Annotated in this window: 5 protein-coding genes and 1 pseudogene; all 6 read right to left on the bottom strand. The window is 49.5% G+C overall.

Annotated elements, in window-relative coordinates:
• A partial coding sequence (locus tag BP822_RS10355) for a FecCD family ABC transporter permease (RefSeq protein WP_394339430.1) occupies positions 1-703 on the bottom strand: 703 nt, incomplete at its 3' end.
• 376 nt (positions 704-1079) lie between these two features.
• The gene (locus BP822_RS10360; RefSeq protein ID WP_286878250.1) at positions 1080-2567 is read right to left on the bottom strand and encodes an ABC transporter substrate-binding protein; all 1488 of its coding nucleotides are present in this window, start codon (positions 2565-2567) and stop codon (positions 1080-1082) included.
• Positions 2568-2716: 149 nt separating this feature from the next.
• On the bottom strand, positions 2717-3898 hold the full coding sequence (tsaA, locus tag BP822_RS10365) for a tRNA (N6-threonylcarbamoyladenosine(37)-N6)-methyltransferase TrmO (RefSeq protein ID WP_013718770.1): 1182 nt from the start codon (positions 3896-3898) through the stop codon (positions 2717-2719).
• A 24-nt stretch (positions 3899-3922) separates the two neighbouring features.
• On the bottom strand, positions 3923-4591 hold the full coding sequence (locus tag BP822_RS10370; protein ID WP_202795826.1) for an FmdE family protein: 669 nt from the start codon (positions 4589-4591) through the stop codon (positions 3923-3925).
• Positions 4592-4727: 136 nt separating this feature from the next.
• On the bottom strand, positions 4728-5222 hold the full coding sequence (locus BP822_RS10375; RefSeq protein WP_157863665.1) for a PadR family transcriptional regulator: 495 nt from the start codon (positions 5220-5222) through the stop codon (positions 4728-4730).
• A 379-nt stretch (positions 5223-5601) separates the two neighbouring features.
• Positions 5602-6076, bottom strand: a pseudogene (locus BP822_RS10380) (ABC transporter substrate-binding protein); the annotation flags it as partial.

The raw sequence follows: 6076 nt of genomic DNA on the forward strand, positions 1-6076 counted from the left end.
TAATAAGGAAGCTGGGGATTATTATGGGCACGAGCAGATGGACATCATTCCATGTGGCGTAATAGAAGCCGCCCATCAGCCAGAATACAATTTCCCGCAAAGCCGCATCTGTGGCTATGTACTTGAGAATGGAGACCATTGCAGAAAAGATGGAGCCAATGATCACACCTGCCAGGATCAATGTCACTATGGGCGTCTCCTTTCTGACCCTGGCCAGGAAGTAGGCCATGGCCACAGCCATAGACCCAAAGATAAATGCAGAGAGCTGAATGGACAGGAAGAAGCTGGAAAAGACTATGCCCATAGCAGCGCCAAAGGCAGCCCCAGAGGAGATGCCGAGGATATAAGGCTCGACCAGTGGATTTCTGAAGCAACCCTGAAATACTGCGCCTGCCGTGGCCAGGGCTGTGCCTACAGCCACGGCCAGGAGGACTCGGGGGATTCTCAGTTCCCAAACAATGGTGTTATGGAGCTTGGTGACACTGGATAGGTCTCCGAAAGGCGACAGATGAGCCAGTACGATTCCATAAACATCAACAATGGAGATGCTATAGGCTCCAAAGGTTATAGCCACCCCCACCGTGATAAGAAGCAATACGAAGAGAGCTGAGAGGATCAGGACCTTTCTCCCTTCTGAGTAACCATATGCGATGTCAAAGCCCAACCGCTCCCACAAGCTTGTTTTTCTGATCATATCTGACAATACTGAACACCGCCGCCTTTATCGAATCCGATCATCTTCATTACCGCCACGCACTTCCTGCGAAAGATTAACAATTGATATTAACCTTGCATATAATCGTAGCAAAAGATACATATTTCGTATATAAGGTTGCTGCTATAATCCCGAGCGTTGTGAGATAGCATATAAAATTTTGCAGGATTCGAGATCGTTTGATTGAGATCCTTATTATTATTCAACGAGTGCTACGGCGCAATCAAATTTGAGAGGAAAAATATGATATCTGCAATTAATGTCCATCAGCTCACCAAGGTTCACGACGGACGGATAAGATCCTTGGATAAAATTGGGCTGATAGCGGCCTTTTTCCGCTATTTCGCCCCCAAAATAGTTGCATTCACTTCACGAAGGACTGTTTGTTCTGCGCTATTGGAGTTCCCATGGCGATCCCCCGCTTGGTGTAATACATGTCGATCAGACCATCGTGCGCCCAGCAGGAATCGGCATAATACAGGGGCAGCATCGGCAGATCCTGAGCATGCAACACTTGGACCTCATCGACGAGTTCCTTGCGGCGATCGGGGTCCATCTCAGAAACCTCCCGGCTTAAGAGATCATTTAACTCCTGGTTCTCAAAGTAGCGGGCGCTGTTGAACGAAAATCCTTCGCCTATAAGCCTGCTCAGGATTTCAGGATCTGCTCCCATTCCTCCGTGACTGTTTAAGGCCAGATCGAAGTCCCACTCAGAAACCAGGCTGTCCCGTGCCTTGGAGTCGAGGCTTCTAAGAGTCACCTTGAACCCAGCCTGCTCTAGCTGCTGCTTTATCATCTCTCCTGCTCGCTCGTCAGTGGCCGTGACCAGCATCTCCATTTCCAGGGGCTCACCGTCTTTGGTGAAGTACTGGCCGTCCTTGGTGTAGCCCAGCTCTTCCAGAAGCTCCCCGGCCCTGGCCGGATCATAATCGTATGTCTCCACATTGGGATTGCATAAATCGTTATCATGGGCTAGGAGGCCGGGGCTGGCGATGATTCCGTAGCCGCGCAAGACCGTATCCACAAGAGCCTGTCTGTCGATGGCGTAGTACAGAGCCTGTCTGAACCTTGCGTCGGAGAATGGCTCCTTCCTGTGGTTGACCATGAGCTTGGTGATGCCGTCGTGTGAACCTCTCAGGACATCAAAGCCCGCCACCCCCAGATCCTCAGCCTTCTCGGGAGGGACTGTCGCTGCATCGACATCGCCTTTCTCCAGTGCCGCAGCCGCCATCTCATTGCTAACCTTTACGAACCTGAGTTGCTTGACCTTTGGAGCGCCCAGGTAGTAATCGTCATAGGCCTCGTAGAGGTATGTCCCCTGCGCCCTGTCGTAATCGACCAGCTTGAAGGGACCCATGCCGGTTAAGGCTTCATCCTCCAGGAACTCGGCAGGATTGGCCACATTGCTGTAGATGTGCTCAGGAAGTATGGGGAGCGCTCCCGCAACCATCTCGATGAACGGGGCATAAGAGCCATTAAGATAGAGCTTGACGGTATAGTCGTCCAGAGCCTCGGCAGACTTCACAAGTTTTGGGCTTACCAGAGGGTAAGGATGTTCTTTGGTATAATCGATTGTGAAAACCACATCATTAGCGGTGAAGGGCTCTCCGTCCTGCCAGGTCGCGTTCTTTCTCAGGTCAAAGACGTAAGCGTCGTCCTCCAGCTGCCAGCTCTCCGCGAGAGCAGGAACGTAGCCGTTCTGGTCCTTCCATACGAGTGTGTCGAAGATCAGGCTCATTCTGATATATCCAGGCCCTCTCGGGTAATGGCCGTAAGGAGAGGGAAATCCCCAGTCGCCGGTTGGGTCGGCAATTGTAAACATGTCTATGGTCTCATCGGAAGCCGCTGCCATGTTGCAGAAAATGAGAAGCAACAGGCCCACGACCGCAAATCCGAGGGCAAGGGGAACTTTTGAGGACAAAGCTCCACGAGTCCCTTTAATCGGCAGATTTTTCCTAATCAAAATTCCTCCTACAAATTTTGCTAACTAAAAAAATGCTATTAGCTCTGCGTTTTATTCGGTGATTTGCCTTTATTTACCTCTTCTTGAAGGCGTTGCATCCATTCAGGGATGTGGACATCTTCCTGCGGGAAAAAGTCCTTGACGTAAGGCTTTATATCGATAACAGGGCTTCCATCAACAGCGTCGAGGCCGAGGACCTCCAGGACGTTTCCCTTTCGTCCCTTCAGATGGACGACGGTCATAAGCACCGGATTGGGCCTTGCAGGGCTACAGGTGCAGAAAATGCCTTTTTCGGGAATATCTTCTCTGCCCATGGGGTGCACCCTCGTAAGCGACCGGCCCTCTTCGGGGACTTTATGCGCCCAATATAAAATTACAAGATGAGAATACTCCTCAATTCCGTCCAGGATGCCATCCAGACCTTCGTAGATGATGATATTCGAGATTTCTCCAGGCATCTCATGAATTTTAACTACGGCATCTTTGAGGTCGCCCTGCATTTTTAGTCCCTCTTCACCGGCAACAAGGAATGGTTTCTCTATCTTGCTTCTTATAATACCCACCGGATGCAGTACAATGCTGGCATCTTTTTGTTTCAACAAATCGGTCAACTCCTCGGGGATTTTTCTGAACTGAATCAAGTAGTTATAGCCTAGGTCGCACAAGCTCAACTTTCTAAAACCGTGTTTTGTTATCGTTCTTTCCAGCTCTTCAGCTGATATGCGCATATCAATCGGCGGTCCGCATGGCTGGTCCTCTTTCTTGCATTCGATAATTGCCAGCCGCCCCTCAGGTTTTAAAACACGCCCTATTTCGCTAAACAGGGTGCTCTCTACATCGGCCAGATTGAGGGAGTGAAGCACGGTAGATATGAAACAAATGTCTACACAACTATCCTTGACCGGCAGAGGACCGGAAATATCACAGACCTCAGCCTTAATATTCTTTAATCCTTCTGAAACGACCTTATCCCTTAAATCAACTATCGCATCCTGGTTTTTATCCAGAGCGTACGCTCTACCGGTATCGCCTATAAGCCTCGAGGCTCGAATGGAATAATCTCCCGGCCCGCTGCCCAAATCTAGAAAGCAGTCTCCTCTCTGCAGATCAAGCCCGCCGAAAACCAGATCCGGGTCCTGCATCCAGAAGCTGCTTTTTCCCTTTTTATGTCTGTTCGGCCTATCGCATTGACGCCCGCAAGTCGTATCTGTTGCATCCATTTCTCTCTCACCAGGATATTTGGGTCAGCTCTTGGTTGAAGCAGATGGTCTTTCAGATTCTTTGGCAACAATGCCTCTTCCCTCGACCTGACGATAAGCTTCTCCTGCACACATGAAACAGAGACCGCCCACGGTTTTAGTGGCCATGATCATCTCGCCGCAGTTGGAGCAGACGATGCTCTCCGTAATTGGAGCGTATTCAGGCAGCAGAGGCCGAAAGGTCTCGACTGCAAATAGCTCATCGAATGGTAGCTGGATGACGCCGAAGGCCGCCTGCCTCCCCGCTTTTCGAAATGCTGCTTTTTCCCTTGCGCCGCCCTCCCGATTCTTGATGACCTTTTCCATCAGAGGGTAGAACTCCGGGGAGGCCTTGGCCACGCTAGAGCTGAAATCGGGCTGAACCCTTATGCGGACTCCGGTCTCCTTTCCTCGAATGGCGAAGGTAACTGCCAGCCTTCCCAGATCGCGGTAGACCAGGGCGTTGTTCCCCAAGGTGCAGCCGGATACGGCCTGCACTCCGTCGGCGAAGCATGCGTTTGTTTCTACAACGGCCATGAGGTCCTCTAATCCGTCGGAAGAGATCGAATCCAGGCCCAGAAGATTCAGGCCATGCACCGAAGCCATGACGCCAAGAGCGCTTCCCGGACAGAAGTGCCCGTGGATCTCAGCAGTCTTCACGAGGCAGCGGGCCATATCTTTCTCACGTATGGCCTGAAGAAATTCTCCTCTAGGGTTTTGCTTAAAGTCTTCAATTCGTCTATCTTCTGCAAATATCTGTTCTGTATTCATTTCGCTCAATCCAACCATCTCCGAATCCAACTGTCTCTGATTATATCTTCTTCAGCTCATCTATGGCTCTTAGAATTACAGACCGGACCCTCTCTCGATCCGTGTCGGTTTCCAGATGATCCGCAACCTGATGAATCAGCGGAGCGAGCAGCTCTATCTGTTCTTTTACGGGAACTCTCATTCCCCTGTGAAGGTCATGCATGTCTTTCATGAGATCCTGCACATCGGCATCTTCGAACGTTTCGCTGGCCAGAGCTATAGATTGATGGAGCTTTTTGATGAAATCATGTTTAACCTCATTTATCTGAGCAACATGCTCTTTGCCGATCTCAGTCAAGCTGTAGTAGGTCTTGCCGTCTTCGGCTCTTCCTGAGATCCAGCCTTCTCGCTCCATCTTTTTCAATAGCGGATAGATCGATCCCGTGCTGGGTTTCTTTCCGCTAATCGCTTCCACTTTCTTTATTATATCGTAGCCGGATGCTTCACCATCTTTCATGATGTGAAGCATAATCATCTTCAAGATACCAGTTGCCATTATATCAGTATCGCTATATCGATGCATATATCGCTGTTGGTTATACTTCCATTCGATCTATTCACTCAATCAGCTTCCATGTCTATGTATCGATTTAGACATATCAATCCAGATATATATACTTTTTGAGCCTGTGTGCATATAAAGTATGAATAGAATTCTATAATTTCATAAAAAATTAGAAGAGATGAAAATGATTGCCATCTCCACCAATCGGTTCTTGATATACCTCAGACACTTGCTGCCAGGATGTCTATAGCAAGATCGATCAAGTCGCAGGATATCGATACTATTTTGCAGTAATTTTTGTCATACTACCCGAATTTTTGAAAAAATGAACTGACTGCAGCTTATCGGGCCGCAGCAACAGTATCCAATTTTAAACAAAGGCCATCTTGTTCAATGCCGTTGGCGTTCCCATGGCCACTCCTCCGTAAGTATAGTAGAAGCTCACCCTGTCATCAGAGGCCCAAAAGGAGTCGATATAGAACAAAGGCAGAGATGGCAGGTCGCATGCGATGATCTCCTGAGCCTGACTGACCAGCTCTTTGCGCCTGGCAGGGTCCATCTCTGAAACCTGCTCATTTAGCAGATCAACAAGCTGCACATCTTCAGCGTAGCGTGAGCTGTAGAGCCCTGTTCCAATGATGATACGATTTAGGACTGAAGGATCAGCACCCATGCCGCCGTGATAGTTTATTGCCAGGTCGAACTTCCAGTCGTCAACCATGCTATCCTTGGTCTTCAAATCCATGCTGCGCAGGTTGACCGTGATGCCGCCAGACTCAAGCTGATGCTCGATCAGCTCTCCGAGGCGCTCTTCAGTGGGAGCTACTAGCAGCTCTATCTCCAGG

Source organism: Methanosaeta sp. UBA458 (assembly GCF_002496085.1).
Taxonomy (GTDB): Archaea; Halobacteriota; Methanosarcinia; order Methanotrichales; family Methanotrichaceae; genus Methanothrix; species Methanothrix soehngenii.